The 25,819-nt window shown below is 74.0% G+C and carries 25 protein-coding genes; 15 read left to right on the plus strand and 10 right to left on the minus strand.

Going from position 1 to position 25,819, the window contains the following annotated elements; translation table 11 throughout:
- Nucleotides 1-110 precede the first annotated feature (110 nt).
- A complete protein-coding gene (locus MICAU_RS11180; protein ID WP_007075740.1) occupies nt 111-314 on the plus strand; it encodes a cold-shock protein in 204 nt (67 codons plus the stop codon).
- A gap of 81 nt (nt 315-395) precedes the next feature.
- On the opposite strand, the gene MICAU_RS11185 is transcribed toward MICAU_RS11180, so the two are convergent.
- The gene (locus MICAU_RS11185; RefSeq protein ID WP_013285417.1) at nt 396-587 is read right to left on the minus strand and encodes a hypothetical protein; all 192 of its coding nucleotides are present in this window, start codon (nt 585-587) and stop codon (nt 396-398) included.
- An 82-nt stretch (nt 588-669) separates the two neighbouring features.
- A complete protein-coding gene (locus MICAU_RS11190) occupies nt 670-1,653 on the minus strand; it encodes an aldo/keto reductase (RefSeq protein WP_013285418.1) in 984 nt (327 codons plus the stop codon).
- An 84-nt stretch (nt 1,654-1,737) separates the two neighbouring features.
- Between MICAU_RS11190 and MICAU_RS11195 the strand changes: the two genes are divergently transcribed.
- Complete coding sequence (locus MICAU_RS11195; protein WP_013285419.1) at nt 1,738-2,529, plus strand: trans-aconitate 2-methyltransferase; 792 nt, start codon at nt 1,738-1,740, stop codon at nt 2,527-2,529.
- Nucleotides 2,526-3,551, plus strand: a complete 1,026-nt coding sequence (locus tag MICAU_RS11200) for an adenosine deaminase (protein ID WP_013285420.1) — start codon at nt 2,526-2,528, stop codon at nt 3,549-3,551. Before MICAU_RS11195 ends, MICAU_RS11200 begins: the two co-directional genes overlap by 4 nt.
- A 460-nt stretch (nt 3,552-4,011) precedes the next feature.
- On the opposite strand, the gene MICAU_RS11205 is transcribed toward MICAU_RS11200, so the two are convergent.
- Entirely contained in the window at nt 4,012-5,403 is a 1,392-nt protein-coding gene (locus tag MICAU_RS11205) for a HAMP domain-containing sensor histidine kinase (RefSeq protein WP_030270308.1), read from the minus strand.
- Nucleotides 5,404-5,432: 29 nt separating this feature from the next.
- Nucleotides 5,433-6,122 carry a response regulator transcription factor gene (locus MICAU_RS11210; RefSeq protein WP_013285422.1) on the minus strand — a complete coding sequence of 230 codons (690 nt, stop codon included), beginning with the start codon at nt 6,120-6,122 and terminating at the stop codon, nt 5,433-5,435.
- Between the two features lie 73 nt (nt 6,123-6,195).
- On the opposite strand from MICAU_RS11210, the gene MICAU_RS11215 reads away from it, so the two are divergent.
- The gene (locus MICAU_RS11215; protein WP_013285423.1) at nt 6,196-7,125 is read left to right on the plus strand and encodes an ADP-ribosylglycohydrolase family protein; all 930 of its coding nucleotides are present in this window, start codon (nt 6,196-6,198) and stop codon (nt 7,123-7,125) included.
- A gap of 110 nt (nt 7,126-7,235) precedes the next feature.
- On the opposite strand, the gene MICAU_RS33430 is transcribed toward MICAU_RS11215, so the two are convergent.
- Complete coding sequence (locus MICAU_RS33430; protein WP_013285424.1) at nt 7,236-8,183, minus strand: DUF1775 domain-containing protein; 948 nt, start codon at nt 8,181-8,183, stop codon at nt 7,236-7,238.
- 203 nt (nt 8,184-8,386) lie between these two features.
- Between MICAU_RS33430 and thrS the strand changes: the two genes are divergently transcribed.
- The 4 genes from thrS to MICAU_RS11240 all read left to right on the plus strand — a co-directional run bounded on the left by thrS (nt 8,387) and on the right by MICAU_RS11240 (nt 13,003).
- Nucleotides 8,387-10,405 (plus strand): threonine--tRNA ligase, encoded by a 2,019-nt coding sequence (gene thrS, locus MICAU_RS11225; RefSeq protein WP_013285425.1) that lies wholly within the window; start codon nt 8,387-8,389, stop codon nt 10,403-10,405.
- 74 nt (nt 10,406-10,479) lie between these two features.
- Nucleotides 10,480-11,040, plus strand: coding sequence for an HIT family protein (locus MICAU_RS11230; protein WP_013285426.1), 561 nt, complete (start codon nt 10,480-10,482; stop codon nt 11,038-11,040).
- A gap of 32 nt (nt 11,041-11,072) precedes the next feature.
- A complete protein-coding gene (locus tag MICAU_RS11235) occupies nt 11,073-11,741 on the plus strand; it encodes a CG0192-related protein (protein ID WP_013285427.1) in 669 nt (222 codons plus the stop codon).
- Nucleotides 11,742-12,001: 260 nt separating this feature from the next.
- The gene (locus MICAU_RS11240; protein WP_049794875.1) at nt 12,002-13,003 is read left to right on the plus strand and encodes an aldo/keto reductase; all 1,002 of its coding nucleotides are present in this window, start codon (nt 12,002-12,004) and stop codon (nt 13,001-13,003) included.
- Nucleotides 13,004-13,280: 277 nt separating this feature from the next.
- Here the strand turns inward: MICAU_RS11240 and MICAU_RS11245 are convergent, their stop codons facing one another.
- Nucleotides 13,281-15,437, minus strand: a complete 2,157-nt coding sequence (locus MICAU_RS11245; protein ID WP_013285429.1) for an elongation factor G-like protein EF-G2 — start codon at nt 15,435-15,437, stop codon at nt 13,281-13,283.
- 252 nt (nt 15,438-15,689) lie between these two features.
- On the opposite strand from MICAU_RS11245, the gene pgsA reads away from it, so the two are divergent.
- The 7 genes from pgsA (at nt 15,690) to MICAU_RS11280 (ending at nt 21,694) form a co-directional block, all read left to right on the plus strand.
- Nucleotides 15,690-16,310: a phosphatidylinositol phosphate synthase gene (gene pgsA / locus MICAU_RS11250; RefSeq protein ID WP_013285430.1), complete on the plus strand. Its 621-nt coding sequence runs from the start codon at nt 15,690-15,692 to the stop codon at nt 16,308-16,310.
- Complete coding sequence (locus tag MICAU_RS11255) at nt 16,307-17,239, plus strand: phosphatidylinositol mannoside acyltransferase (RefSeq protein ID WP_013285431.1); 933 nt, start codon at nt 16,307-16,309, stop codon at nt 17,237-17,239. Before pgsA ends, MICAU_RS11255 begins: the two co-directional genes overlap by 4 nt.
- Before the next feature lie 10 nt (nt 17,240-17,249).
- A complete protein-coding gene (locus tag MICAU_RS11260) occupies nt 17,250-18,410 on the plus strand; it encodes a glycosyltransferase family 4 protein (protein WP_013285432.1) in 1,161 nt (386 codons plus the stop codon).
- A gap of 83 nt (nt 18,411-18,493) precedes the next feature.
- Nucleotides 18,494-18,997 carry a hypothetical protein gene (locus tag MICAU_RS11265; RefSeq protein ID WP_013285433.1) on the plus strand — a complete coding sequence of 168 codons (504 nt, stop codon included), beginning with the start codon at nt 18,494-18,496 and terminating at the stop codon, nt 18,995-18,997.
- A 126-nt stretch (nt 18,998-19,123) separates the two neighbouring features.
- Complete coding sequence (gene pdxS / locus MICAU_RS11270; RefSeq protein WP_013285434.1) at nt 19,124-20,035, plus strand: pyridoxal 5'-phosphate synthase lyase subunit PdxS; 912 nt, start codon at nt 19,124-19,126, stop codon at nt 20,033-20,035.
- Between the two features lie 73 nt (nt 20,036-20,108).
- On the plus strand, nt 20,109-20,714 hold the full coding sequence (pdxT, locus tag MICAU_RS11275) for a pyridoxal 5'-phosphate synthase glutaminase subunit PdxT (protein WP_013285435.1): 606 nt from the start codon (nt 20,109-20,111) through the stop codon (nt 20,712-20,714).
- A 230-nt stretch (nt 20,715-20,944) separates the two neighbouring features.
- Nucleotides 20,945-21,694 (plus strand): YebC/PmpR family DNA-binding transcriptional regulator, encoded by a 750-nt coding sequence (locus tag MICAU_RS11280; protein ID WP_013285436.1) that lies wholly within the window; start codon nt 20,945-20,947, stop codon nt 21,692-21,694.
- Nucleotides 21,695-21,762: 68 nt separating this feature from the next.
- On the opposite strand, the gene MICAU_RS11285 is transcribed toward MICAU_RS11280, so the two are convergent.
- The 4 genes from MICAU_RS11285 to MICAU_RS11300 all read right to left on the minus strand — a co-directional run bounded on the left by MICAU_RS11285 (nt 21,763) and on the right by MICAU_RS11300 (nt 25,756).
- Entirely contained in the window at nt 21,763-22,824 is a 1,062-nt protein-coding gene (locus MICAU_RS11285; protein ID WP_013285437.1) for an ABC transporter permease, read from the minus strand.
- Nucleotides 22,821-23,714: an ABC transporter ATP-binding protein gene (locus tag MICAU_RS11290; RefSeq protein ID WP_013285438.1), complete on the minus strand. Its 894-nt coding sequence runs from the start codon at nt 23,712-23,714 to the stop codon at nt 22,821-22,823. Before MICAU_RS11290 ends, MICAU_RS11285 begins: the two co-directional genes overlap by 4 nt.
- A gap of 81 nt (nt 23,715-23,795) precedes the next feature.
- Complete coding sequence (locus MICAU_RS11295) at nt 23,796-24,473, minus strand: response regulator (protein WP_013285439.1); 678 nt, start codon at nt 24,471-24,473, stop codon at nt 23,796-23,798.
- Nucleotides 24,470-25,756: a sensor histidine kinase gene (locus MICAU_RS11300; RefSeq protein WP_013285440.1), complete on the minus strand. Its 1,287-nt coding sequence runs from the start codon at nt 25,754-25,756 to the stop codon at nt 24,470-24,472. The genes MICAU_RS11295 and MICAU_RS11300 overlap by 4 nt, the downstream gene beginning before the upstream one ends.
- Between the last annotated feature and the right edge of the window lie 63 nt (nt 25,757-25,819).

Here is a 25,819-nt window from a genome sequence, read left to right on the forward strand (position 1 = left end):
GTGGGTTGAGAGAAGTCTCCTGCATTGGGGGCCGCCTCAGGCGCCGCTGCTCGAAAACGGCCAATCGGCCGCACGGCGTGCTCGGCCGCCAGTTTTAGAAGGAGATACACATGGCGCAGGGAACCGTGAAGTGGTTCAACGCTGACAAGGGCTTCGGCTTCATCACCGTCGACGGCGGGGGTGCTGACGTGTTCGTCCACTTCTCGGCCATCCAGACCAGCGGCTACCGCACGCTGGAGGAGAACCAGCGGGTGGAGTTCGAGATCGCCCAGGGTCAGAAGGGTCCGCAGGCCGAGCAGGTCCGCCCCATCTGAGCTGACCGCACCGGCCGCGCCGGCCGGTGCCGGAAGCCCCGCATCCCGCACGGGAGGCGGGGCTTCGCCTTACCCGGTGCCTCAGCGGCGTCGCGCCCGCATGCCCCACCAGAGCCCGGCCAGTCCGAACAGGACCAGCACCGGGCCGACCAGCGCCCAGATCCGCTGGTCGCTCATGATGCTGCCCTCGACGTACCCGAGGCCCAGCACCGTCCACAGCGCACCGAGCACCACGGCGAGCAGCCCCAGGGTGAGCCGGAACCAACCCCTCATCGTTCCCCCTCCGACGACGACAGTCCCGCTCCAGCATGCCCGCCGCCGCGGGTGCCCGGCGACGCCGCGCCGGACGGCCGGCTCACCACCGGTCGTGCACCTGCGGGCGGATCAGCTCGTCGTAGGTGGCCCGCACCGCGGCCAGCTCCACTTCGGTCAGTGCCGGCTGCCCGGCCGCCTCGGCGTTGCGCCGCGCCTGCTCGGGGGAGCGGGCGCCGGGGATCACCACAGTGACGCCGGGCTGGTCGAGAACCCACCGCAGCGCGAACTGTGCCATCGTGCGGTCCTCGCCGACCAGCGGCGCGAGCCGGCGTACCGCCTCCAGGCCGCTGTCGTAGTCCACGCCGGAGAACGTCTCGCCCACGTCGAACGACTCGCCGTGCCGGTTGAACGTGCGGTGGTCGTTCGCCGGGAACGTGGTGTTCTCGTCGTACCGGCCGGAGAGCAGGCCGCTCGCCAGCGGCACCCGGGCGATGATCCCGACCCCGGCGGCAGCGGCGGCGGGCAGCACCCGCTCCAGCGGCTTGTGCCGGACCGCGTTGAGGATGATCTGCACGCTCGCCACACCGGGCCGGGCGATGGCGGTGAGCGCCTGGTCGCAGGTCTCCACGCTGACGCCGTACCCGGCCACGCGTCCCTCGGCGACGAGGGTGTCGAGCGCGTCGAAGACCCGGTCGTCGGCGAAGACGGCGGTGGGCGGGCAGTGCAGCTGCACCAGGTCGAGCGTGTCGACGCCGAGGTTGGCCCGGGACCTGTCGGTCCAGGCCCGGAAGTTGTCGAGGGTGTACGCCTCCGGCGTCTGCTCGACCCGGCGGCCCATCTTGGTGGCCACGGTGAGCCCGTGTCCGGGGCGGGAGCGCAGGAACCGGCCGATCAGGGCCTCGCTGCGGCCGTCGCCGTACACGTCGGCGGTGTCCAGGAAGGTGACGCCCGCGTCGACGGCGGCGGCCAGTACGGCGAGCGCCGCGTCCTCGCTGACCTCGCCCCAGTCCGCGCCGAGCTGCCACGCGCCGAGTCCGATGATGCCGACGTGCCGGCCGAGCCGGTCGAAGCTGCGCTGTTCCACCCGGTCGAGCCTAGTGAGCGGCTTGCCGTGGCGCGCGCCGGGCCGTACGGTCTAACAAGACGTACGTACGGTTTGGAGGCTGTCATGTGGGATCCGCGCACCTACCTGCGCTACGGCGACGAGCGCTCCCGGCCGTTCCACGACCTGCTGGCCCGCGTCGGCGACGAGCACCCGCGCGCCGTGGTCGACCTCGGCTGCGGCCCCGGCACCCTCACCGCCACGCTCGCCGCCCGCTGGCCCGGCAGCCGGGTCACCGGCCTGGACTCCTCCCCGGAGATGATCGAGCGCGCGACCGCCGAGGGCGGACCGGTCACGTACGCCGTCGCCGACGTCCGCGACTGGCGGCCGGAGCCCGACGTGGACGTGCTGGTCGGCAACGCCGTGCTCCAGTGGGTGCCGGAACACCGCGACCTGCTCCGCCGCTGGGCGGCCGCGCTGCCGGCCGGCGCCTGGATGGCGTTCCAGGTCCCCGGCAACTTCGACGCGCCGTCGCACCGGCTGCTGCGCTCCGTCGCCGCCCGGGACCGGTGGCGCGACGCGCTCGCCGGGAAGCTGCGCGAGGCCCCCGTCGACGAGCCCGTCGGCTACGCCACGCTGCTGACCGGCGCGGGCTGCGCGGTCGACGCCTGGGAGACTACGTACGTGCATCTGCTGCCCGCCACCGGCGCCGACCACCCGGTGCTGGCCTGGATGGAGGGCACCGCGCTGCGCCCGGTCCGCGCCGCGCTGGACGCCGCCGGCTGGGCCGCCTTCCGCGCCGAGCTGGGGGTACGGCTCGCGCAGGCGTACCCGGTGCGGCAGGGTCAGGTGTACTTCCCGTTCCGCCGGATCTTCATGGTGGCCCGCACCGGCGCCCGCGCAGAGGAGAACTCGTGACCGACCTGCCCACCTTCATCGCCGGACTACCAAAGGTGGAGCTGCACGTGCACCACGTCGGCTCGGCCTCGCCCCGGATCGTCGCCGAGCTGGCCGCCCGGCACGAGGGGCGCAGCCCGGTCCCGGCCGACCCGGAGGCGCTCGCCGACTACTTCGCGTTCCGCGACTTCGCCCACTTCATCGAGGTCTACCTCAGCGTCGTGGACCTGATCCGCGACGCCGACGACGTCTGGCTGCTCACCCACGAGGTCGCCCGGGAACTGGCCCGCCAGCAGGTCCGCTACGCCGAGCTGACCGTCACGCCGTACTCGCACGTCAACCGTGGCATCCCGGCGCCGGCGTTCTGCGAGGCGATCGAGGACGCCCGCAAGCGCGCCGAGGCCGACTTCGGCATCGCGCTGCGCTGGTGCTTCGACATCCCCGGCGAGGCCGGCCTGCCCGCCGCCGAGCAGACGCTGCGGATCGCACTCGACGAACGACCGGACGGGCTGATCAGCTTCGGCCTCGGCGGCCCCGAGATCGGGGTGCCCCGGCCGCAGTTCAAGCCGTGGTTCGACCAGGCGCGGGCGGCCGGGCTGCGTTCGGTGCCGCACGCCGGCGAGACCACCGGCCCGGAGACGATCTGGGACGCGCTGCGCGAACTGGGCGCCGAGCGGATCGGCCACGGCATCTCCGCCGCGCAGGACCCGGCGCTGCTGACCCACCTCGCCGAGCGGCGGATCCCGCTGGAGATCTCGCCGACGTCCAACGTGCGCACCCGCGCCGTGCCCAGCCTGGACGCGCACCCGCTGCCGCTGCTGGTCGAGGCCGGCGTGCCGGTCAGCATCAACTCCGACGACCCGCCGATGTTCGGCACCACGCTCAACGACGAGTACGCGGTGGCCGCCCGGCTGCTGCGGCTCGGCCCGGACGGGGTGGCCGCGCTGGCCCGGGAGGCGGTGGCCGCGGCGTTCCTGACGCCGGCCGAGCAGGCCCGGATCACCGCCGAGATCGACGCGTACCTGGCGAGCGCGGCACGCTGAGCGGCCGTACCGGTGCCGGTCGTCGCGATCCCCGAGGCGGCCGGCGCCGCGCGGTCAGCATCAGCCCGGACAGCGCCAGCGCGGCGAGCGCGGCAGTGGGACCGGGAGCGACGGGCACGGGCCGGACGGGACCGTGCGCGAGCACCGGGTCCTGCCAGACCGCGAGCGTGAGTGCGATGCCCAGGCCGATGACGGCGGCCCAGCGGAGCAGACGACTGACGGCCGGTGGCATGACGGTCACCTCGCGCCCGGGATCGACGGGAGAGCGCGCGCGACGGGAGCGAGGTGTGGGGGGACCGGACTCCCGCCGCGCGCATGATCCGTCGGCCGGAAGGTCTTACGGGGCGTCCCGGCCGACGGAACTGATGGGTTCTGTCAGCGATCCTGGCAGTTCACGCCGGTTTTCCGGCCGTCGTTAAACCACCTTTAAGGAGAACTTGCGCCCGTACACAGTCAGCGGTCAGCGCGGGCGCGGCCAGCGCCGCCCCGGACGCGGCTCGCGTGCCTCCCGGGCCATCCGCCCGACCAGCCCGAACCGGTTCACCGGCCGGGGCGCCGCGTCCGGGTCGGCCAGCAGCATCACCACACTCGCCCCGCCGAGCCGGGCCCGGTCGATGCTCACCGAACCGTTCGCCTGCAACGCGACCCGCTTGGCGATGTCCAGCCCGAGCCCGGTGGAGCCCTTGTCGCTCTCGCCCCGGCGCAACGCCCGGTCCGGGTCGGCGATGCCGGCCCCGGCGTCGTCGATGCGGATCGCCACCCAGCCGTCCCGGCGGCTCACCGCCACCTCGAACGCGGTGCCCTGCGGCGTGTACCGGAACACGTTGCCGATCACCGCGTCCAGCGCGGCGGCCAGCTCGGCGCGGGGCACCGGCGCCGGGATCCGCAACTGCGCACCGACCACCCGGTGCGGCCGGTTCTGGTCACCCGCCAGCGCCGACCAGAAGACCATCCGGTCCCGGACCACCTCGCTCACGTCGCACGACGCCGGCGCCGACTCCTGGGCGACCGCCTTGCGGGTCGTCTTGATGAGCTGGTCGACCTCGCCCTCCAGCGTGACGATCGCCTGCCGGATACGCCGGATGCCGCGCCGCCGGTCCAGCTCCGCCTCGCTGAACGTGCCGATGCTCGTGTCGTCGGACTCCAGCGCCTCGGCGTCCAGCCGCAGCGCGGTCAGCGGCGTACGCAGCCGGTGCGACAGGTCGGCGACCAGTTCGTGCTCGTCGGCGCGCAGCGCCACCAGTCGTTCCGTCATCCGGTTGAACGCGTGCCCGGCCTCGGCCAGCTCACGCGGGCCGGTCGGCTCGACCCGTACCCCCAGCTCGCCGTCACCCACCGCGAGCGCCGCCTTGACCAGGTCGCCGGTGGCGTCCACGGCCCGGGCCGCCACCCGGTCGACCACGGCGACCGCCGCGCCGACCAGCGCCAGGCCGATCGCGAGCAGCAGCAGCCACCGCCCGCCGCCGCCGGAGTCGAGCACCTCGTCGGGGACGAAGACCTCCACCACGGCGACCCGGTCACCCAGCACCACCGGGTCCAGCCGCAGCACCCCGCCGTCCACCTCGGTCACCACCGACCGCCGCTGCGCGGCGGCGTCGGCGAGCACCTGCGGGTTCGCGCGGCCGGCCGACTCGTCAGCGCCGATGCCGTGCACGACCGGCCGCATGGCCGGATCGTCGCCGGCCGCGGCGGCCACCGCCCGTTCGATCGTCGCGGTGTCCGTGCTGACCGCCAGCGCGCCGGTCACCAGCGCGGCCCGGCGGGCGGCGTCGGCCAGTTCCGCCTCCCGGGTGCGGTCGGCGAGGGTGAGCCCGAGCGGGACGAGGAAGGCGAGCGCGATCAGGCCGCACAGCCCCGCGGTGAGCCCGGCGAGGCTGAACCTCAGTCCGGCGCCACCAGCCGGAAGCCGACCCCCCGCACGGTGCGCAGGTAGCGCGGCTTCGCCGCGGACTCGCCCATTTTGCGGCGGAGCCAGTACAGGTGAACGTCGATGGTCTGGTCCTCGCCGACCGATGGCTGCCGCCATACCTCCTCCAAGAGTTCCCGCCGGGACACTACCCGGCCGGGACGCGCGGCGAGATACGCCAGCAGGTCGAATTCCTTGCGGGTCAGGGCCAGCGCCTCCCCGTCCAGCACCGCGCTGCGCTCGCCCACGTCCACCCGCAGGCCGCCGACCGTGTGCACGGCCGGCGCGACGGTACGGCTGGCCCGGCCGGCCCGCCGCAGCACAGTGGTGATCCGGGCGTCCAGGTGCGCCCCGGTGAACGGCTTGACCATGTAGTCGTCCGCCCCGGCGCGCAGGAGCCGTACCACCGACTGCTCGTCGTCGCGGGCGGTGGCGATGATGATCGGCACATCGGTGATGCCGCGCAGCATGCGCAGCGCGTCCGAGCCGTCCAGGTCGGGCAGGCCGAGGTCGAGCACCACCAGGTCCGGCGTCTCCGCGGCGACCCGGCGCAGTGCGTCCAGCGCGGTGCCGACCGCGTGCACCGCGTGCCCGCGGTCGGTCAGCGACCGCAGCATGGCGCCGCGCACGACGTGGTCGTCTTCGACCAGCAGGACGGTTGCCACGTCAGCACCGTACTCGGCGTGGCAAGCCGGTCGCGTTGCGGCGGTCCGGCCAACCGGGCAAGCTGGGACGGCGATGACGTTCACGCTCTTCCCCGACACCCGCCTCACGCTCGCCCGCGACGCGCTGGCCGGCCTGTCGGTGGGCGACGCCCTCGGCTCCCAGTTCTTCGTCCCCGGCCGGCACCCGGACGACCTCGCCGCCGGGCGGCTGCCCGCGCCGCCGTGGGAGTGGACCGACGACACCGAGATGGCGTGCTCGGTGGTGGCCGAGCTGGCCGCCGACGGCCGCATCGACCGGGACCGGCTGGCGCTGGCGTTCGCGCAGCGCTGCGAGCCGTACCGGGGGTACGGGCCGGGCGCGGTGACGGTGCTGCGGCTGATCCGCACCGGCACGCCCTGGCCGGTGGCCGCCGCGTCCGCGTTCGACGGGCAGGGCTCCTGCGGCAACGGCGCCGCCATGCGTGTCGCGCCGCTCGGCGCCTGGCACGCCGATTCCACCCGCCGCGCCGCCGAGCAGGCCCGCGCCTCCGCCGAGGTGACACACGCCCACCCGGAGGGCGTCGCCGGTGCGGTGGCGGTCGCGGTCGCCGCCGCGCTCGCCGCCCGCGCCCGCCTCGACGGCGGCCGCCCCGACCCGGCCCGGCTGCTCACCGCCGTCGCCGGGGCGCTCGACCCGGCCGGTGAGGTGCACCGGGGCGTACGCCGGGCCGCCGCGCTGCTCGGTCACTCCGCCGCCGAGGCGGCCGACGCGCTCGGCAACGGCTCCCGGGTCACCGCGCAGGACACCGTGCCGTTCACGCTGTGGGTCGCCGCCACGCTGCTGCACGACTACCCCGCCGCGATCCGCGCCTGCGTCGAGGCGGGCGGCGACGTGGACACCACAGCCGCGATCGTGGGCGGGATCGTTGCCGCGTACACCGGGGTGGGCGCGCCGGGCGGCGTGCCGGAGGGCTGGCTGACCGCCCGCGAGCCGCTCCCCACCTGGCTCCCCACTCCCGCCTGACCGCCCGCCCTCCCTCGCCGGCCGTGGTGGTCGTGGGTGCGCGCGCCGGTTCGGGGAAGTGGCGGGGTCGGCGGCGGAGGGATGCAGCCACCTCGGCGAGGTGGAGTCGATCATGCGTTCCGGCGCGCACCACCAGCGGGGACGGGCTCGACGGTCGCGGGGACGTCGGCGGCGGGGGCGGGGGCCGGCTCGGGGGAGCCGGAGCGGGGGTCCGTGTCCGGGCGTCCGGTGGCGGCGGGCTCGTCGGGGGAAGGGCTGTCGTCGGGCGGGAGGGTCATGGTGTCGCGCCGGCGGCGGCTGAGCAGCCAGCCGATCGCCGCGCCACCGGCCAGCCCGGCGAGCAGGCCGCCGCCGAGCAGCAGGTCCGCGCTCGGCCCGTCGTCCGCCGCACCGGCCGCCGGTGCCGTGCCGCCCGGTGCGCCGCCCTGCGCCCCACCGGCATCGCCGGGGGCACCCGCGGCGCCGTGACCGCCGTGCGCGCCGCCGTTCGTACCGGCGCCGCCGTCGTGCGTCACGGTGCCCGGCAGCGGCGGCAGCAGGTCGAGCGTCGGCGCGGGGTGCGCGCCACCCGCCGGGTCCGCCCATCGGACCACAGTGCCGTCGTCGTACGTCTGCGTCACGGTGAACGTGAGCCGGTCGGTGGCGGGCATCGGTCCCATGCCCAGCGGCAGCCGGGCCGCCCCGGTGCCGGTGCCGGGCATCCGCAGCCAGCTCACCGAGTGGGTCACCTGGTTCAGTTCGGCCGCGTGCATGCCGGGGACCGGCTGGTCGAGCGTGCGGGTCGTGATGGTCGGCGCCCAGTCCGGCACCGACAGCGGGTACACCTCGCCGATCGGGGCGTCCGCGGGCATGGTCAGCTCGATCCGGGTGGTCCGGGTGCCGGGCTTGTCCGCCGGGACCAGCACCGACAGTTCGATCGCGTCGCCCTGGCGTACCTGGGCGGGCGAGGTCGTGACGGTCACCCCGGCCGCGTTCGCCGCGCCCGGCCAGCCCACCGTCCCGGCGAGTACGGCCGCCAGCAGCGCAGCCGCCCACCGGCCCTGACGGATCATCCTCATGGTCGTCCCCATCCTTCTCGGCTGGGGTCGGCACCGGCTCCGGCCCCACCTGGTAGTTCGGGCGGCGGGGCGAAAAGGTTCAACACGGCACGGAACTCGCCGAGGACGGGCACCGGCGTCGGCGGCGGTCCGGGTCCGGGCGACCGATAGCATCGCAGGGGCCGGTCACCGGCCCACCAGTACCGTCGACGACAGGAGTCACCGTGTCCGCACCCCGTACCCCCGTCGTGGCCGACCCCGTCGTCGTCGCCGCCGGGACCACGGCGGCCGACGCGGTGGCCGCGGCCGGCCTGCCGATGAGCGGGCCGAAGGCGATCGTGGTGGTCCGCGATCCGCAGGGCCAGCTGCGTGACCTGGACTGGCGCCCGGCCGAGGACGTCGCGGTCGAGCCGGTCACGCTGGACAGCCCGGACGGGCTGAACGTGCTGCGCCACTCCACCGCCCACGTGCTGGCCCAGGCCGTGCAGGACGTCTTCCCGGACGCCAAGCTCGGCATCGGCCCGCCGATCGAGAACGGCTTCTACTACGACTTCGGCGTCGACAAGCCGTTCCAGCCGGACGACCTGACCAAGCTCGAGAAGCGCATGCAGGAGATCGTCAAGTCCGGCCAGCGGTTCCGCCGCCGCCGGTTCGCCGACCTGGACGAGGCGCGGTCCGAGCTGGCCGCCGAGCCGTACAAGCTGGAGCTGATCGAGGTCAAGGGGGAGGGGCTGGACTCCTCCGAGGTGATGGAGGTGGGCGGCGGCGAGCTGACCATCTACGACAACCTCGCCGCGAACGAGGACAAGGTCTGCTGGTCGGACCTGTGCCGGGGCCCGCACCTGCCGAACACCCGGCTGATCGGCGCGTTCAAGCTGATGCGCTCGGCCGCCGCGTACTGGCGCGGGTCGGAGAAGAACCCGCAGCTCCAGCGCGTGTACGGCACGGCGTGGCCGACCCGGGACGAGCTCAAGGCGTACCTGAAGCTTCTGGAGGAGGCCGCCCGCCGCGACCACCGCAAGCTCGGCGCGGACCTCGACCTGTTCAGCTTCCCCGACGAGATCGGGTCCGGCCTGCCGGTCTTCCACCCCAAGGGCGGCGTGCTCAAGCGGGTGATGGAGGACTACGTCCGCGCGCGGCACGTCGAGGAGGGCTTCGACTACGTCGGCACGCCGCACATCTCCAAGGAAGGTCTCTTCCACACCTCGGGACACCTGCCCTACTACAAGGACACGATGTTCCCGCCCATGGAGATGGAGGGCAGCGACTACTACCTCAAGGCCATGAACTGCCCGATGCACAACCTGATCTACCGGTCGCGCGGGCGGTCCTACCGGCAACTGCCGATCCGCCTGTTCGAGTTCGGGACGGTCTACCGGTACGAGAAGTCGGGCGTCATCCACGGCCTGACCCGGGTACGCGGCTTCACCCAGGACGACTCGCACTCCTACTGCACCCGCGAGCAGGCGCCGTCCGAGATCAAGCACCTGCTCGGCTTCGTGCTCAGCCTGCTGCGTGATTTCGGCATCGACGACTTCTACCTGGAGCTGTCGACCCGCGACGAGTCGAAGCCGGACAAGTTCGTCGGCTCCGACTCCGACTGGGCGACCGCGACCGCCGTACTGGAGCAGTGCGGGCTGGAGACCGGCCTGGAACTGGTGCCGGACCCGGGCGGCGCGGCGTTCTACGGCCCGAAGATCTCCGTGCAGGCCAAGGACGCGATCGGCCGGACCTGGCAGATGTCGACCATCCAGTACGACTTCAACCAGCCCAAGGGCTTCGGGCTGGAGTACCAGGCCGCCGACGGCACCCGGCAGCAGCCGGTGATGATCCACTGCGCCAAGTTCGGGTCGATCGAGCGGTTCATCGGCGTGCTCACCGAGCACTACGCGGGCGCGTTCCCGGCCTGGCTGGCGCCGGTGCAGGTGGTCGGCATCCCGATCCGCGACGAGCACGGCGACTACCTGGTCGACTTCGCCGCGACGCTGCGCCGGCACGGCATCCGGGCCGAGGTCGACCTGGGCGACGAGCGGATGCAGAAGAAGATCCGCAACGCGCAGCAGCAGAAGATCCCGTTCATGGTGATCGCCGGTGACGACGACGTGGCCGCCGGCACCGTCTCGTTCCGCTACCGGGACGGCTCGCAGCGCAACGGCGTACCGGTCGACGAGGCGGTGGCGCACGTCCGCGAGGTGGTGGAGTCGCGCACCAACGCCGGTCCCACCGCCACCGCCGCCGAGTAGACGCTCCGGCGACCGCGCCGCCGGGCGGCGGCGCGGTTCGGCGGCGACCCGGCCCGGATCGTAGGATCGCCTGTGTGACAGGGGCGGAGCGGCACACCGGGTACGGCGGCGACGACGGTCTGGCGGACGGGCTGGACCGGCTCTGGACGCCGCACCGGATGACCTACATCTCCGGCGAGGACCGTCCCGAGGGCGGCTACGAGAAGCCGGCCGGCTGCCCGTTCTGCCTCGCGCCCGGCCTGCCGGCCGAGGAGAGCCTGGTGGTCGCCCGGGGCGAGCACGTCTTCGCTGTGCTCAACCTCTACCCGTACAACCCGGGGCACCTGCTGGTCTGCCCCTACCGGCACGTGGCCGACTACACCGAGCTGGACGAGCCGGAGACGGTCGAGCTGGCCGCGTTCACCAAGGCCGCCATGCGGGTGGTCCGGCACGTCTCCAGCGCGCACGGCTTCAACCTTGGCATGAACCAGGGTGGCGTGGCGGGCGCGGGCATCGCCGCGCACCTGCACCAGCACGTGGTGCCGCGCTGGGGCGGCGACGCCAACTTCATGCCGGTGATCGGCCGGACGAAGGTGCTGCCGCAACTGCTCGCCGACACCCGGGAGCTGCTCGCCAAGGCGTGGGCGGCGGCCTGACGGGGGCCCGCCCCGACAGTACGATCTCGCGCATGGCTCTCCTGCACCGCGCGGAACTGCGCCCCTCGAAACTGGAGCTGCTCGCCGGCTGGCTGCCCGGCCGGCAGTGGTTCGCCGGCGAGGCCGGCGCGCCGGTCACCCGCGTCGCGGCGTACCGGTTCGACGACCCGGCCGGCGAGGTCGGCATCGAGACGCTGCTCGTGCGCGCCGGTGACGGCCCGGTGCTCCAGGTGCCGCTGACCTACCGGGGCGCGCCGCTGGCCGGGGCGGACGAGCACCTGGTGGGCGTCATCGAGCACTCGGTGCTCGGCCGCCGCTGGGCGTACGACGCCTGCGGCGACCCGGTGTACGCGCCGCTGCTGGCCGCCGCCGTGCTCGCCGACGCCGGTCAGGCCGAGGAGTACTTCGAGGTCGACGGGAAGCGCGAGGTGCGCCCGGTGAGCATGACGCTGACCGGCAGCCGTACCGCCCGTCCGGTGCCGACGGGTCCGGTTTTGGCTGGTCCGGTTTCGGCCGGCGCGGTTTCGGCTGCTCCGGTTCCGGATGGTCCGGTTGACGGCGGCGTGACGGTGGTCCGGGTGGGGGACGTCGAGCTGGCGGTGGTCCGGCGGCCCGTACCGGCCGACGTGCCGGAGGCGGGCGGCCTCGCCGGCGCCTGGCCGGGTCAGGACGAGCCGGTACTGCTGGCCTACGCGCGCTGACGGCTCGCCGGGCGGCGTTCCTCATCGGAGCCGGATCGAAGGGACGACCGCGGACCGATATGCCTCAGAGGCATATTCATGACTCTGAGGCATATCGCGTTCACCACGACCGTGCACCGCCGGGTGTCACGCGGCGTGACCGCGACCTTGCTCAGGGGTCAGGAATCGGCCCGTGTACGCCGGGAAGGTGACAGGATGCGGCGGTGGCAGTCGACACGCGACAGTTGGGGCGCAGCGGCATCGAGGTGAGCGCCCTCGGCATGGGGTGCTGGGCGATCGGCGGCCCGTGGGCCGAGGGTGCCCGGCCGCTGGGCTGGGGCCGGGTCGACGACGACGAGTCGGTACGCGCCGTCCGCCGCGCGCTCGACCTCGGCGTCACCCTGTTCGACACCGCCGACACGTACGGCGCCGGGCACGGCGAGCGGGTGCTCGGCCGGGCGCTCGCCGGCCGGCGTGACGAGGCGGTGATCGCCACGAAGTTCGGTTACACGTTCGACGAGCGGACCCGGCAGGCCACCGGCGAGAACGCCTCGCCGCACTATCTGCGCCGGGCGGTCACCGGCTCGCTGCGCCGGCTGGGCACCGACCGCATCGACCTCTACCAACTGCACCTGGGCGACCTGCCGCTGCCCCGGGCCGAGGCGCTCATCGGCACGCTCGACGACCTGGTCGACGCCGGCCTGATCCGGGCGTACGGGTGGAGCACCGACCGGGCCGACCGGGCCGCTGCCTTCGCGCAGGTCGCCCGCGGCGCCGCCGCCGTGCAGCACGCGCTGTCGGTGCTCCGGGACGCCCCGGCCATGCTCGACGTCTGCGACAAGCACGACCTCGCCGGCCTCGCCCGGGGGCCGCTCGGTATGGGTCTGCTCACCGGCAAGTACACGCCGGAGTCCACGCTGCCCCGCGACGACGTACGCGGACTCGGGCCGACCTGGCTGGAGTGGTTCCGCAGCGGCCGGCCCGCCCCGGAGTGGCTGCGCCGGGTCGCCGCCGTGCGCGACGCGCTGACCGCCGACGGACGCACCCTGGCCCAGGGGGCGATCGGGTGGATCTGGGCGCGCAGCGACCGGGCCGTGCCGATCCCCGGTGCCCGTACCGTCGCGCAGGTCGAGGAGAACGCGGCCGCGCTGGCCCGGGGCCCGCTCGCCCCGGACCACTTCGCCGAGGTGGAGCGGCAACTGGCGGCGGTACGCTCGGCCGCGCTCCGGGACGCCGACCGCCCCCACTGGCCGATGCCCCCGGTCCCCGCCGTCCGCCCCTGACCAAGCCAGCCGATCCACCCGCCCGAGCCGATCCACCCGCCCGACGAGATTCGCCTCCCGACCCCTGAGACGCCACAGATCTTGGTACGAAAGCGCCCCCATAGGGGCCACTTCCTACCAAGATCTACACAGTCCCCGCGCCGACCCGCCCTCGTCGGCGCGATCTTGCAGTTGTGGCCCGCATGTTGTCGGGAATGCCCCCTTTGCGGGGGTCGCAAGTGCAAGATCGCGGGGGAGGGCGGGGGAGGGCGGGCGCGGGTGGGGGAGGGCGGCGGGGTCAGCGGGTGGTGGACTCCTTGCGGGCCTGGTCGGCGAGGTGGGCGGGCATGGGGTCGTGGCGGGCGAACTCGCGGCGGAACGTGCCGGTGCCGGCCGTCATCGAGCGCAGCTCGACCGCGTACCGCAGCAGTTCGGTCGCGGGCACCTCGGCGCGGACGAGCGTGCGGCCCTCGGCATCAGGGTCCGGCTCGGTGCCGAGCACCCGGCCACGCCGCCCGGACAGGTCGCCCATCACCGCGCCGACCGACGAGTCGGGCACCCGTACGGTGATCTCGTCGACCGGCTCCAGCAGCGCCGGCTGGCCCTTCTCGGCGGCGTCGCGCAGCGCCAGCGCGCCCGCGGTCTGGAACGCCGCGTCGGAGGAGTCGACGCTGTGCGCCTTGCCGTCGACCAGCGTGACCCGCAGGTCGACCACCGGGCAGCCGGCGATCAGGCCGCGTTCCATCTGCGCCCGTACCCCCTTCTCCACCGAGGGGATGTAGTTGTGCGGGACCGCGCCGCCGACCACCCGGTCGACGAACTCGAAGCCTGAGCCCCGGGGCAGCGGCTCCACCTCGATGTCGCAGACCGCGTACTGGCCGTGGCCGCCGGACTGCTTGACGTGCCGGCCGTGCCCGCGCGCGGCGGCGGTGAACGTCTCGCGCAGCGGCACCCGGACCGGTTCGGTGTCCAGTTCGACGCCGCCGCCGCGCAGCCGGTCGAGCACCACGTCGGCGTGCGCCTCGCCCATGCACCAGAGCACAAGCTGGTGGGTCTCCGGGTTGCGTTCGAGCCGCAGCGTCGGGTCGCCGGCGACCAGCCGGGACAGGTTGCGGGCCAGCGCGTCCTCGTCGGCCCGGCTGCGCGCCACGATCGCCACCGGCAGCAGCGGCTCCGGCATCTCCCAGGGCGCGATCAGCAGCGGGTCGTCCTTGGCCGAGATGGTGTCGCCGGTCTCCGCGCTGCCCGACTTGGTGATCGCGCACAGATCACCGGCGACGCAGGCGGGCACCTCGCGCAGCGTCGCCCCCAGCGGGCTGTAGACGTGGCCGACCCGCTCGTCGGCGTCGTGGTCCGGGTGGCCGCGCTCGGCCATGCCGTGGCCCGACACGTGGATCACCTGGTCGGGGCGGAGCGTGCCGGAGAAGACGCGCACCAGCGAGACCCGCCCGACGTGCCGGTCGACAGTCGTCTTGACCACCTCGGCGACGAGCGGGCCGTCCGGGTCGCAGGTCAGCGGCGGGCGGGGCGAGCCGTCCACACCGGTGACGGCGGGCAGGTCGTGCTCCAGCGGCGACGGGAACGCCGCGACCAGGCCGTCGAGCAGCGCGTCCAGGCCGACGCCGGTCTCCGCGCACACCGGCACCACCGGGTAGAAGTGGCCGCGGGCGACAGCAGTCTCCAGGTCGGTGATCAGCACCTCGGGGTCGATCTCCTCACCGCCGAGGTAGCGGTCCATCAGGGTCTCGTCCTCGCTCTCCGCGATGATCCCCTCGATCAGCTCGTCGCGGGACTCCTGGATGGCCGGCAGGTGCTGCGGGTCCGGCTCGCGTACCGCCGCGGGCAGCCCGCCGGAGTAGTCGAACACCCGGCGGGTGATCAGCCCCATCAGCCCGGCCACCGACTCGCCGTCGTCGCCGAGCATGGGCAGGTAGAGCGGGAGCACGTTGTCGCCGAAGACCCGCTGGCACAGCGCCACGGCCTCGTCGAAGTCGGCGCGCGGGTGGTCCAGCCGGGAGACGGCCACCGCCCGGGGCATGTCGACGGCGGCGCACTCCTCCCAGAGGGCGGCCGTGGCGGCGTCCATGCCGTCGACGGCGGAGACCACGAACAGGGCCGCGTCGGCGGCGCGCAGCCCGGCGCGCAGCTCGCCGACGAAGTCGCCGTATCCCGGGGTGTCCAGCAGGTTGACCTTGACGTCGCGGTGCACCAGCGGGGCGCACGCCAGGCTCACCGAACGCTGCTGGCGTACGGCGGCGGGGTCGTGGTCGCAGACGGTGGTGCCCTCGGTGACGGCGCCGGCCCGGCCGATCGTGCCACTGGCGGCCAGCAGCGCCTCGACGAGCGTCGTCTTGCCGGCACCGGAGTGCCCGACGAGCACCACGTTGCGAACCCTGCCGGGCTCGGTCACCACCGGCGCGCCGCCGGTGACACCCTTCTCGTTCTTCTGCGCCATCGCGGCGCACCTCCCTCAACCGGTGGTGGTGGCGACCGCCGCGGGCGACGGGGGAGCGGACCCGGGACGGGCGCCGCGGCGGTATCTTCCGGTGATCTCCTGCTGGACGGGAACGCGGACCGGTGATCCGGTGAACTGGCTCACCTCCTGGCTCGATCTCACACCCGCAGGGGTGCCCGCACAAGGGCCGCCGGGCGGGTCGTACGCCCGGCTGTGTCCCTGGCGGTTGCGGGCCGTTATCGTGGGACCGCCATGGCGAAGATCTTCCAAGTGACGGCCCGCGCGGGCATGACCCGCGTCGTGGAGCCGGTCGCCCGCGCGCTGCTGCGTGCGGGCGTGTCCCCCAATGCGGTCACCGTGACCGGCACCGTCGGCGTGCTCGTGGGCGCGCTCGGCTTCGGCGCGCGCGGCCATCTGGTCGCCGGCGCGCTGATCGTCACGGTCTTCGCCCTCACCGATCTGCTCGACGGCACGATGGCGCGGATGAGCGGCGGGTCGACCCGGTTCGGGGCGTTCCTCGACTCGAGCATGGACCGGGTCGCCGACAGCGCGGTGTTCGGCGCGGTCGCGTACTGGCTGGCCACCGAGCACGACTACTCGGGCGTGGCAGCGGCGCTGATCTGCCTGGCCGCGGGCGGTCTGGTCTCCTACGTCAAGGCGCGCGCCGAGGGCCTCGGGATGACCTGCAACGTGGGCATCGCCGAGCGCACCGAGCGGCTGCTCATCGTCGGCGTCGGCGGCCTGCTCACCGGCGTCGGGGTCCGTCCGGCGCTGGAGATCGCGCTCTGGCTGCTCGCCGCCGTCTCGATCTTCACGGTGGGCCAGCGGATGGCCCACGTGTACCGCCAGGCCCAGCGGGTCGGCGCCGAGTGAACCTCACCGAGGCGGGCTTCGTCGCGGGCTGGCGCCTGGTCCGGGCGCTGCCCCGGCCCGTCGCGGCGGCGGCCTTCCGGGTGGGCGCCGACCGCGCCCACCGCAAGGACGGCGGGGGTACGCGTCGACTGCGCGCCAACCTGCGCCGGGTGGTCGGACCGGAGATGCCCGACGCGGAGCTGGACGTGCTGGTGCGTGCCGGGCTGCGCTCGTACGCCCGGTACTGGATGGAGGCGTTCCGGCTGCCCGGCCTGAGCCGCACCGAGATCCTCGCCGGGTTCCGCCTCGACGGGCAGGAACTGCTCGCCGCCGACGTGGCCGCCGGGCGGGGCGCCGTGGTGGCGCTGCCGCACGCCGGCAACTGGGATGCCGCGGGCGCCTGGGTGGCTGCCACCGGCTGGCCGATGACCACGGTGGCTGAGCGGCTTCCGGACGGCGTCTACGAGCGGTTCGTCGGGTTCCGGGAAGGGCTGGGAATGGAGATCCTGCCCAACCACGGCGGCCCGCGTCCCGCGTTCGACGTGCTGGTGGACCGCCTGCGCGCCGGCTACGTGGTGCCCCTGCTCGCCGACCGGGACCTGTCCGCCCGGGGCGTGGAGGTCGACTTCTTCGGCGGCCGGACCCGGATGCCGGCCGGGCCGGCGCTGCTGGCCATCCGGACCGGCGCCCCGCTCTACGTGGCCTCGATGTGGTACGAACCGGACGCGGCGTGCGCCTCGATCGAGGGCCCGCTGCCGCTGCCGGACCCGGACAGCGCGCCGCTCGACGAGCGGGTCCGCACGGTGACGCAGCGGATTGCCGACGGTCTGGCGGCGGGCATCGCCCGGCATCCGCAAGACTGGCACATGTTGCAGCGGATGTGGCTGGACCAGGGCCGGGACGGTACGCCCACGTCGGCGCAGCCACCGGCCACCACCGGGACGGTCTAGGGGGGGCGCAGTGCGTATCGGCATCGTGTGCCCGTACTCGTTCGACGTGCCGGGCGGCGTGCAGAACCACGTCATGGACCTGGCCGAGGCGCTGCTCGGGCTCGGTCACGAGGTGAGCGTCCTGGCACCCGCCGACGAGGATTCGGCGCTGCCGCCGTACGTGGTGTCGGCCGGCCGGGCGGTGCCGCTGCCGTACAACGGGTCGGTGGCCCGGATCGCGTTCGGCCCGGTCTCCACCGCCCGGGTGCGCCGCTGGATCACCCGTGGCGAGTTCGACGTGCTGCACGTGCACGAGCCGCTCACGCCGAGCCTGTCGATGCTGGCGGTGCTCTGCGCCCGCGGCCCGGTGGTGGCCACCTTCCACACCGCGATGACCCGCTCCCGGGTGATGTCGGCCGCGCAGGGCGTGCTCCAGATCGTGCTGGAGCGGATCACCGCCCGGATCGCGGTCAGTGCGCTGGCCCGCAAGGTGCAGGTCGAGCACATGGACGGCGGCGCGGTGGAGATCCCCAACGGGGTGGCGGTGGCGAAGTTCGCCGGGGTGCCGCCGCTGCCGGGCTGGCCGGGGGAGTGTGCCCCGGGCACCGGCGGCACGCTGGGGTTCCTGGGCCGCTTCACCGAGCCGCGCAAGGGCTTCCCGATCCTGCGGGACGCGTTCGTCGCGCTGGCTCCGCACCGCCCCGGCCTGCGCCTGCTGGTCGCCGGCCCGGGTGATGCCGACGAGCTGTACGGGCGGTTCCCGGCCGGGCTGCGCGACCGGGTCACGTTCCTCGGCCTGGTCTCCGAGGCGGACAAGGCACGCATGCTGCGCAGCGTGCACCTCTACGTCGCACCGAACACCGGAGGGGAGTCCTTCGGGATGATCCTCACCGAGGCGCTCGCCGCCGGCACCACGGTGGTCGCCAGCGACCTGGACGCGTTCCGCAGGGTGCTCGACGGCGGGCGGGCCGGCCGGCTGTTCCCGACCGGCGACGCGGCCGCGCTGGGCGCCGCGCTGTCCGAGCTGCTCGACGACGACGGCCGCCGGGCCGGGCTGACCGCCTGCGGCGACCAGGTGGTGGCGAATTTCGACTGGCCCGTGGTTGCCCGCCGCGTTCTGGAGGTATACGCAGCCGCGATCGAGGCCACCGACGGCCGGGTCATGGACCAGGAGTGGGCGGGTCTGGGCTGACCGCTGTGGCCGCTGCGGCCGCTGTGACGAGCGCGTCGACCGGTGCACCGCGCCGGCCGGCCGGGATGAGGAGCAGCACTACGATGCCGGGCATGTGGTGGGTGGTGGGCGCGGTCGCGGTGCTCGGGCTGCTCTCGGCGTACCTGATCTGGACCTCCGGCCGGGTGCAGCGGCTCCAGGTCCGCGCGGACTCGGCGGCCCGCGCGCTCGACGCGCACCTGCTGCGCCGCGCGGCCGCCGCCGCGGTCCTGGCCGAGCAGCGGTACGGCGTGGAGCTGTACGCCGCCGCCCGGATCGCGCTGGACGCCGCCCCGGAGGAGCGCGAGGCGGCCGAGAACGACCTGACCCGGCAGTTGCGCGCGGTGCGGCTGGACCCGGACGACCCGGCCTGCGCGGCGGTGATCGCGGCCAGCAGGCGGCTGGGGCTGGCCCGGCAGGTGCACACCGACCTGGTCCGGGACGCCCGCTCGGCGCGGGGGCGTCCGGTGGTGCGGCTGTTCCGGATGGGACGCGGACGGGAGTGGCCGCGCTACTTCGACATCGACGACCCCACGCTGGCCTCGCACGCGGATGTGACCACCGGCTGACGCACCGGCCGTGACGGGGGCCACACGGCAGGCCACCGGGGGTTCGATTGGCGCTCGGATCGGCGCCGTGCCGGTCGTAGCATTCCTGCGCAGTCACCTCCCGAGCACGCCGAGGAGCGATGTCCCGTGTCTGAATCCGCAGCCCCGACCACCGCCACCGCCGTCGGCACCGCCCGCGTCAAGCGCGGCATGGCCGAGATGCTCAAGGGCGGTGTGATCATGGATGTGGTCACCCCCGAGCAGGCGAAGATCGCCGAGGACGCCGGCGCGGTCGCCGTGATGGCCCTGGAACGCGTGCCGGCCGACATCCGCGCGCAGGGCGGCGTGTCCCGGATGAGCGACCCGGACATGATCGACGGCATCATCCAGGCCGTCTCGATCCCGGTGATGGCCAAGGCCCGCATCGGCCACTTCGTCGAGGCGCAGGTCCTCCAGGCCCTCGGCGTCGACTACGTCGACGAGTCCGAGGTGCTGACCCCGGCCGACTACGCCAACCACATCGACAAGTGGGCGTTCACCGTCCCGTTCGTGTGCGGTGCGACGAACCTGGGCGAAGCGCTGCGCCGGATCACCGAGGGCGCCGCGATGATCCGCTCGAAGGGCGAGGCGGGCACCGGTGACGTCTCCAACGCCACCACCCACATGCGCAAGATCCGGCAGGAGATCCGCCGGCTCCAGTCGCTGCCCTCCGACGAGCTGTACGTCGCGGCCAAGGAGCTCCAGGCCCCGTACGAGCTGGTCAAGGAGGTCGCCGAGCAGGGCAAGCTGCCGGTCGTGCTGTTCACCGCGGGCGGCATCGCGACCCCTGCGGACGCGGCCATGATGATGCAGCTCGGCGCCGAGGGCGTCTTCGTCGGCTCGGGCATCTTCAAGTCCGGCAACCCGGCCCAGCGGGCCGCCGCGATCGTCAAGGCGACCACGTTCCACGACGACCCGGACGTGCTCGCGAAGGTCTCCCGGGGGCTGGGCGAGGCGATGGTCGGCATCAACGTCGACGAGATCCCCCAGCCGCACCGCCTGGCCGAGCGCGGCTGGTGAGTGCAAGGAAGGGCCCCCTGTTAACGCCTGCGGTAGAGGCGGGGCCCCCTTTTAACACCCCGGAGGGAGCATCGTGGCCGTACCGGTGATCGGCGTGCTCGCCCTGCAGGGCGACGTACGCGAGCACGTCGCCGCGCTGGCCGGGGTGGGTGCGGACGCCCGGCCGGTGCGGCGGCCGGGCGAGCTGGACGCGGTCGACGGCCTGGTGGTGCCCGGCGGCGAGTCGACCACGATCAGCAAGCTGGTGGACATCTTCGAGATGCGCGAGCCGATCGACAAGCGGATCGCCGCCGGCATGCCGGTCTACGGCTCCTGCGCCGGCATGATCATGCTGGCGGCGGAGGTGCTGGACGGCCGCCCCGACCAGCGCGGATTCGCCGGCGTCGACATGACGGTGCGGCGCAACGCGTTCGGCCGCCAGGTCGACTCGTTCGAGGCGCCGGTGGCGCTCACCGGCGTCGACGGCGGGCCGTTCCACGCGGTGTTCATCAGGGCGCCCTGGGTGGAGCGCGTCGGCCCGGACGTCGAGGTGCTCGGCCGGGTGACCGAAGGGCCGGCGGCGGGCCGGATCGTCGCGGTACGGCAGGGCAACCTGCTGGCCACGTCGTTCCACCCCGAGCTGACCGGCGACCTGCGCCTGCACCGGTCCTTCGTGGAACTCGTCCGGGCCGCCTCCTGAGCATCCGGTCCGTCCCTGGTTGTGCCGGTTCGGGCGGCCTCGGGCGGGCCGGTGCCGTGCGGCGCGTGACAGTCACCCGGCCCTCGCCGGTAGGATTGCCGAGATTCGGCAGGGCCATCAGCCCGCCGCGGCTCCCAGCGAAGATCACGGCACCTCGACGTGCGCCGGCGGGGGAGCGGGGCGTGTGCGGTGCGGTCGATGCAGACGGCGGGTAGCAACGGAGGTAACAGATGTCCGGCCACTCAAAGTGGGCGACGACCAAGCACAAGAAGGCGGTCATCGACGCCAAGCGCGGCAAGATGTTCGCCAAGCTGATCAAGAACGTCGAGGTGGCGGCCCGTACCGGCGGTGGTGACCCGGCCGGCAACCCGACTCTCTACGACGCCATCCAGAAGGCGAAGAAGAACTCGGTCCCGAACGACAACATCGATCGCGCGGTCAAGCGCGGCTCCGGCCTGGAAGCTGGCGGCGCCGACTGGCAGACGATCATGTACGAGGGCTACGGGCCGAACGGCGTGGCGATGCTGATCGAGTGCCTCACCGACAACCGCAACCGCGCCGCGACCGAGGTGCGCACCGCCCTTACCCGCAACGGCGGCTCGCTGGCCGACGCCGGCTCGGTGTCGTACATGTTCTCCCGCAAGGGCGTGGTGATCGTCCCCAAGGCCGGCACCAGCGAGGACGACGTGATGATGGCCGTGCTCGACGCGGGCGCGGAGGAGGTCAACGACCTCGGCGAGGCGTACGAGGTGGTCTCCGAGCCGGGTGACCTGGTCGCGGTCCGCACCGCGCTGCAGGACGCCGGCATCGAGTACGAGTCGGCCGAGTCCTCCCTCATCCCCAGCGTGAACGTGCCGCTGGACGAGGAGGGCGCGCGCAAGATCTTCAAGCTGATCGACGTGCTGGAGGACTGCGACGACGTGCAGAACGTCTACGCCAACTTCGACGTCTCCGACGAGGTCATGGCCGCCGTCGGCTGATCCCGCCCGACGTGCCGAGCGCCGGCCCCCCGGATCACGGGGTGGCCGGCGCTCGGCGTCTCGGACGGTCAGCCGATCGGTTCGCGCTGCCGCCACGCCGCCCGCACCGAGGTCCGCCCGTTGGTGCGCAGCAGCGAACCCTCGTAGATCCGCGCCCCGGCGAGCAGGAACCCGGCGGCCGCGAGCAGCAGCAGCGCCAGCGACACGATCGGCTCCCACGGCGCCGCGTCGCCGGTGAACAGCCGTACCGGCATCGCGGTCGGCGAGGAGATCGGCAGGTACGACAGGATCCGCATCGCGGCGGCGTTGTCGTTCAGGAAGATCACCGCGAAGAACGGCGCCATCACCGCGAGCTGCACCGGCGTGGACGCCCCGGCGATGTCCTCCTGCCGGTTCACCAGCGCACCGGCGGCCGCCCACATCGCCGCGAGCAGCAGGAAGCCGCACAGGAAGAACGGCACGAACCAGCCGATCGCGGGCGCGATCAGGCCCAGCAGGTCGCCGCCGTCGGTCAGGCGCATGCCGATCAGCGCGACTGCCGCGATCAGGGTGATCTGTCCCAGCGCCAGCGCGCCCGCGGCGAGGATCTTGCCGGCCAGCAGCGCCCGGGCCGGCACGGCGGCCACCAGGATCTCCACGATCCGGGTCTGCTTCTCCTCGGTGACGCTCTGCGCGATCTGCAATCCGAACGTCTGGGACATGAAGAAGAAGACGAACGCGAAGGCGAACGGCACCAGGTACGCGACGAGCGGATCCACCGCGTCCGGGTCCAGCAGCTTCACCTGCGGGGCCGCGCTGAGCGCGGAGACCACGTCGTCCGGGGCCCGCTCGTCGGCGACCACGAGCGGACCGGCCACCACCGCGGCGTCCGCGTCGCCGTCGCGTACCGCCTGCTCGGCGGCGCCGTCGTCGGCGACCACGAGGACGTCCAGCCCCGCCGCGCGCAGCGGTTCGGCACCGGCGGCGGTCACCGCCACAGTGGACGGACCGCTGCTCATCATCGCCGGCACCACTGTGGCGACGACGGCGAGCAGCAGGAAGATCAGCGTGCTGTAGAGGAACGTCTTGTCGCGGACCTTGACCTTGATCTCGCGGGCCGCGACCAGCCGGGTGGCCTGGAACGTGTTCACTGGTTGACCTCTCGGAAGATCTCGGCGAGGGACGGGGTGACCGGGCCGAACGCGCGCACCGGGCCGCGGGCCAGGGCCGCGCGCAGCACCGCCTGGTCGTCGGCGGGCGGGTCCACCTCGAACACGGCGCGGGCGCCGTCGAGGTCGACCAGTCGCACGCCGGGCTGGTCGCGCAGCCAGCCGGCGTCGCCGTCCACCACGAGCGAGAACCGGGGCAGCGTGTACGCGGCGCGCAGCTCCTCGCGGGCGCCGGCGGCCCGGATCGTCCCGCCCGCGATGAGCACCAGGTCGTCGCAGAGCCGTTCCACCACGTCGAGCTGGTGGCTGGAGAACAGCACCGGCGCTCCGGCGGCGGCGCGTTCCCGCAGCACCGCCACCACCATGTCGACGGCGAGCGGGTCGAGCCCGGAGAACGGCTCGTCCAGGATCAGCACCTCCGGGTCGTGCACCAGCGCGGCGGCGATCTGCGCCCGCTGCTGGTTACCCAGCGACAGCGTCTCCAGCAGGTCGTCGGCCCGCTCGCCGAGACCGACCCGCTCCAGCAGCGCGTCGGTACGCCGGCGCGCCCCGGCGGCGTCCAGCCCGTACAGGCGGCCGAGGTGAACCACCTGCTCGCGGGGGGTCATCTTCGGGTAGAGGCCGCGTTCCTCCGGCATGTAGCCGAACCGGGTCCGGGCCTCGCGCGCGAGCGGCCGCCCCCGCCACGTCACCTGCCCGGCGTCCGGGGCGAGCACGCCGAGGATGATCCGCATGGTGGTGGTCTTGCCGGCGCCGTTGCCGCCGACGAATCCGGTCATGCGCCCTGCGGTCACGTCGAAGGAGACGTCCTTGAGCACCTGACGGCCGCCGAAGCTGCGGTCGACGCCGTCGAGGCGGAGCACGCTTGTCATGATCCCGACGCTACGGCCGGCCCCCGCTCCCGTCGTCCCACCACGGGGCGATCATCGGGTCCGTCGCGCGGCGGACGGGCGTCACCCGCCGGGCCGCACCACCCCGTGCTCGTACGCGAACACCACCGCCTGCACCCGGTCGCGCAGCCCGAGTTTGGCCAGGACGCGGCTGACGTGGGTCTTCACAGTCGCCTCGCCGACGTGCAGCACGTCCGCGATCTCGGCGTTGCTGGCCCCGCGCGCCACCAGTTCCAGCACCTCCCGCTCGCGCGGGGTCAGGTCCGCGGTGGCCGCGTCGTGCCGGGGGTCCGGCGGCGCCGCCCCGGGCCGGGCGAATGTGGAGATCACCCGCCGGGTGAGCGCCGGTGCGATCAGTCCCTCGCCGCGCGCCACCACCCGGACCGCGTCGATCAGGTCCTCCGGGGTGCCGTTCTTGAGCAGGAAACCGCTCGCCCCGGCGCGCAACGCGGCGAAGAGGTAGTCGTCCCTGTCGAACGTGGTGAGGATGAGCACCGCCGGCCCGCCCGGCGTCGCGTCGGCGGTGATCCGGCGGGTGGCCTCCAGCCCGTCGAGCACCGGCATCTCCACATCCATCAGCACGACGTCCGGCCGAAGCGCGGTCGCCATCGAGACGGCGCGCTGCCCGTCGGCGGCCTCGCCGACCACCTCGATGTCGTCCTCGACCTCCAGGATCACCCGGAATCCGGTCCGGACCAGGTGCTGGTCGTCGACGAGCAGCACCCGCACCGGGGCGCTCACGCCGCCCGCCCGGCGGCCTCGACCGGCAGCGGCATGCGGGCCCGGACCCGGAACCCGCCGCCGGGACGCGGCCCGGCCTCCACCTCACCGCCGTGCGCGGCGACCCGCTCCCGCATGCCGATCAGGCCCAGCCCGGCCCCGGCCTCGGGTACGCCCCCGTGTCCGTCGTCGCTCACGTCGATCTCCAGTTCCCTCGCCAGATAGCGGATGCGCACGTCCAGCGTGGTGGCGTGAGCGTGCTTGACCACGTTCGTCACCGCCTCCTGCACGATCCGGTACGCCGCCTGCGACACCGAGCGGGGCAGCGGCGCCGGTTCCCCGTACACACCGAGTTCGGCCCGCAGCCCGGTGTCCCGGGCCCGGTCGACGAGCGCGGCGACCTGGTCGATGCCGGCGGTGTCCTCCGGCGTGGTCGCGCCGGCCGCGGCGTCCGGGTCGCGCAGCACGCCGAGCATCCGGCGCAGTTCGTCGACCGAGGTGCGGGCCGTCTCCTCGATCGCGGCCAGGGCGGTCCGCGCCTTGTCGCGGTCACGGTCGAACACGCGCCGGCACGCGGCGGCCTGCACGCCCATCACCGACACGTGGTGGGCGACCACGTCGTGCAGCTCGCGGGCGATGCGGACCCGCTCGCCCATCACCGCGCGCTCGCGCGCCTCGACCTGTGAGCGGCGCAGTTGCTCGGCCTGCTCCCGCAGTTCGTGCCGGCGACGCGCGGCCACCCAGGCGGTCTGCCCGGAGTAGTAGGCGAACCCGAAGAACAGCACGTTGTAGAAGACGCCGTTCACCACGGCGGCGAGCACCGGCGGCACCGGACCGGCGGCGTCGGCGAAGGAGGCCGCCGAGATCTGGTCGGCCCGCAGCGCGAGGGACAGCGCGAGCCAGCCGAACATCGCCACGATGACGCCGGCCCGCAGCCGCCCGGCCAGCCGCCGGTCGGCACCCCACGCGCCGAGCGTGAAGAGGGCCGCGAACAGCGCGCCCGACGGGAGCTGGGCGAGCGGGACCGCCCGCGCCTGCCCGGCGATGAACGCGATCGAGACGACCACCGCGACGGCGGCGGGCCACCGCCGCCGTACGGCCAGCGGGGCGGTCACCGCCACGGTCCACCAGACCTGCTCGGCGAGGCTCGGCGGCGGGCCGAGCAGGAAGGCCCCGGTGCTGCGCGCCAGGGTCAGCTCGAACAGGGCCAGCACGGTGACCGCGAGTCCGACCCAGAGGTCGGCGCGCAACTGCGGGGCCGTGGGAGCCGGCCGGCGCCAGGCGGTGGTGGGTGCGGTGCTCACCGTACGACCATGCCACCGCCGCGCCCGGTGCGGTGCCCGGGGCGTAATCGGGTGGGCCGGACG

The sequence above is a fragment of the Micromonospora aurantiaca ATCC 27029 genome, assembly GCF_000145235.1.
GTDB lineage: Bacteria > Actinomycetota > Actinomycetes > Mycobacteriales > Micromonosporaceae > Micromonospora > Micromonospora aurantiaca.

Coding starts and splice junctions, on each gene's coding strand:
- MICAU_RS11245 (WP_013285429.1), bottom strand. CDS start 15,437: ATGGCGCAGAAGAACGAGAAGGGTGTCACCGGCGGCGCGCCGGTGGTG.
- MICAU_RS11280 (WP_013285436.1), top strand. CDS start 20,945: ATGTCCGGCCACTCAAAGTGGGCGACGACCAAGCACAAGAAGGCGGTC.
- MICAU_RS11215 (WP_013285423.1), top strand. CDS start 6,196: ATGACGTTCACGCTCTTCCCCGACACCCGCCTCACGCTCGCCCGCGAC.
- MICAU_RS11195 (WP_013285419.1), top strand. CDS start 1,738: ATGTGGGATCCGCGCACCTACCTGCGCTACGGCGACGAGCGCTCCCGG.
- MICAU_RS11240 (WP_049794875.1), top strand. CDS start 12,002: ATGGGGTGCTGGGCGATCGGCGGCCCGTGGGCCGAGGGTGCCCGGCCG.
- MICAU_RS11265 (WP_013285433.1), top strand. CDS start 18,494: ATGCCGGGCATGTGGTGGGTGGTGGGCGCGGTCGCGGTGCTCGGGCTG.
- MICAU_RS11235 (WP_013285427.1), top strand. CDS start 11,073: ATGGCTCTCCTGCACCGCGCGGAACTGCGCCCCTCGAAACTGGAGCTG.
- pgsA (WP_013285430.1), top strand. CDS start 15,690: ATGGCGAAGATCTTCCAAGTGACGGCCCGCGCGGGCATGACCCGCGTC.
- MICAU_RS33430 (WP_013285424.1), bottom strand. CDS start 8,183: ATGAGGATGATCCGTCAGGGCCGGTGGGCGGCTGCGCTGCTGGCGGCC.
- MICAU_RS11180 (WP_007075740.1), top strand. CDS start 111: ATGGCGCAGGGAACCGTGAAGTGGTTCAACGCTGACAAGGGCTTCGGC.
- MICAU_RS11290 (WP_013285438.1), bottom strand. CDS start 23,714: ATGACAAGCGTGCTCCGCCTCGACGGCGTCGACCGCAGCTTCGGCGGC.
- MICAU_RS11185 (WP_013285417.1), bottom strand. CDS start 587: ATGAGGGGTTGGTTCCGGCTCACCCTGGGGCTGCTCGCCGTGGTGCTC.